The following is a 1286-nucleotide window of genomic DNA, read 5'->3' on the forward strand; positions in this document are numbered from 1 at the left end:
GGTTCATCTCCCAACTCCGGGGAATGCGGCGCGGATCTTGAGGAAGAAGTAGGTGTCATCGCGATAGCCGTAGGCCATGCGCTTGATGACCTTGATGCGGTTGTTGATGCCTTCGACGATGCCCGTGTGCATCGGCCAGCGGACCCGGCTGAGGATGCCGCGCCAGTAGGGACGCAGGCACTTGGCGAAGTGCATCAGGGCCGGGATGCCGCTTTCCCGGGCATGGCGCAGCCATTGCGTCCAGGCGCGCCTCCAGGCCCATGCGGTCGGTACCGACCATAGCGCCTTGAGCTGTTCTTTCATCACGTAGACCGTCATTAGCGACTGGTTGGCGGCTAGCACGTCGTCCAATCGCACCTGCTCGCTCGTCCTGAGCTTTTCCGGGTTGTGCAGCAGGAGCCAGTGCGCCCGTTTGACCACCTTGCGAGCCGGCTTGTCGTGGCGCAACTGGTTGGCCGCATCCACCCGCACGCGTCCGATCACTTCCCTGCCGTACTTCGCGATGACGTGGAACAGGTCGTAGACCACCCGGGCGTTCGGGCAGTGCTGGCGCACCTCCAGGTCGTAGGCCGTGTTCATGTCCATGGCCACGGCCTCGATGCGTGCGCAGCGCGCAGGCCCGAGCAGTTCGAAGAACGGCCTGATCTCAGCCCGCGAACGCCCCCGCCCCACCCACAGCACCCGCTTGCGTTCCACGTCGACCACCACGGTGGCGTAGCGGTGGCCCTTCTGGATTGCGAACTCGTCCATCGCCAGCCGGCGAATGCCGTCCAGGTCCACCGGCCCCACGCTGCGCTCCAGCGCCCGGAAGTCGATGGTCTTGGCGGTCTTCCAGTCGATGGCATGCCAACGTGCGGCATGCAGCACCGAGGTCACCGCGCACAGGCGGGCGACACTGTCGGCCATGCGGCGCGTCACCCGGCAGTGGGGATCCAGCCATTCAAGGTGCTCCAGCCGCGGCCCGCAGCGGGGGCAAGCCAGTCGCAAGCGCTCGACGCGCAGCTCGACCGGGGCCCCGAACACTGGCAGATCGCGTATCCGACGCAGCGTGCGGTCGTGGATCGCCGCAACGAACTCACCGCAGCCGCTGCAGCGGCGGGCTTCGCCAGAGGCCGGCCTCAGCTCCAGCACCAGCCAACGATGCCCTCCACGCTGCTCGTGCCGCCAGTCCTCAACCCGATACCCCTCCCAGCCGCCCAGCTGGGAAATACAATGACCCTCGGCCACGGCCGGCCCCAGTTTGTTGCCTTAGACATCAGCAAGTCTGCCCGGTCGGCCGTGCGCCT

Annotated in this window: 1 protein-coding gene; it reads right to left on the reverse strand. The window is 66.7% G+C overall.

The features are described from left to right. Window positions 1-3 precede the first annotated feature (3 nt). A complete protein-coding gene (locus tag SPK54_RS13580; RefSeq protein WP_330948401.1) occupies window positions 4-1227 on the reverse strand; it encodes an ISL3 family transposase in 1224 nt (407 codons plus the stop codon). Window positions 1228-1286: the final 59 nt, after the last annotated feature.

The organism is Thermomonas sp. LB-4, from assembly GCF_036409385.1.
Taxonomy (GTDB): Bacteria; Pseudomonadota; Gammaproteobacteria; order Xanthomonadales; family Xanthomonadaceae; genus Thermomonas.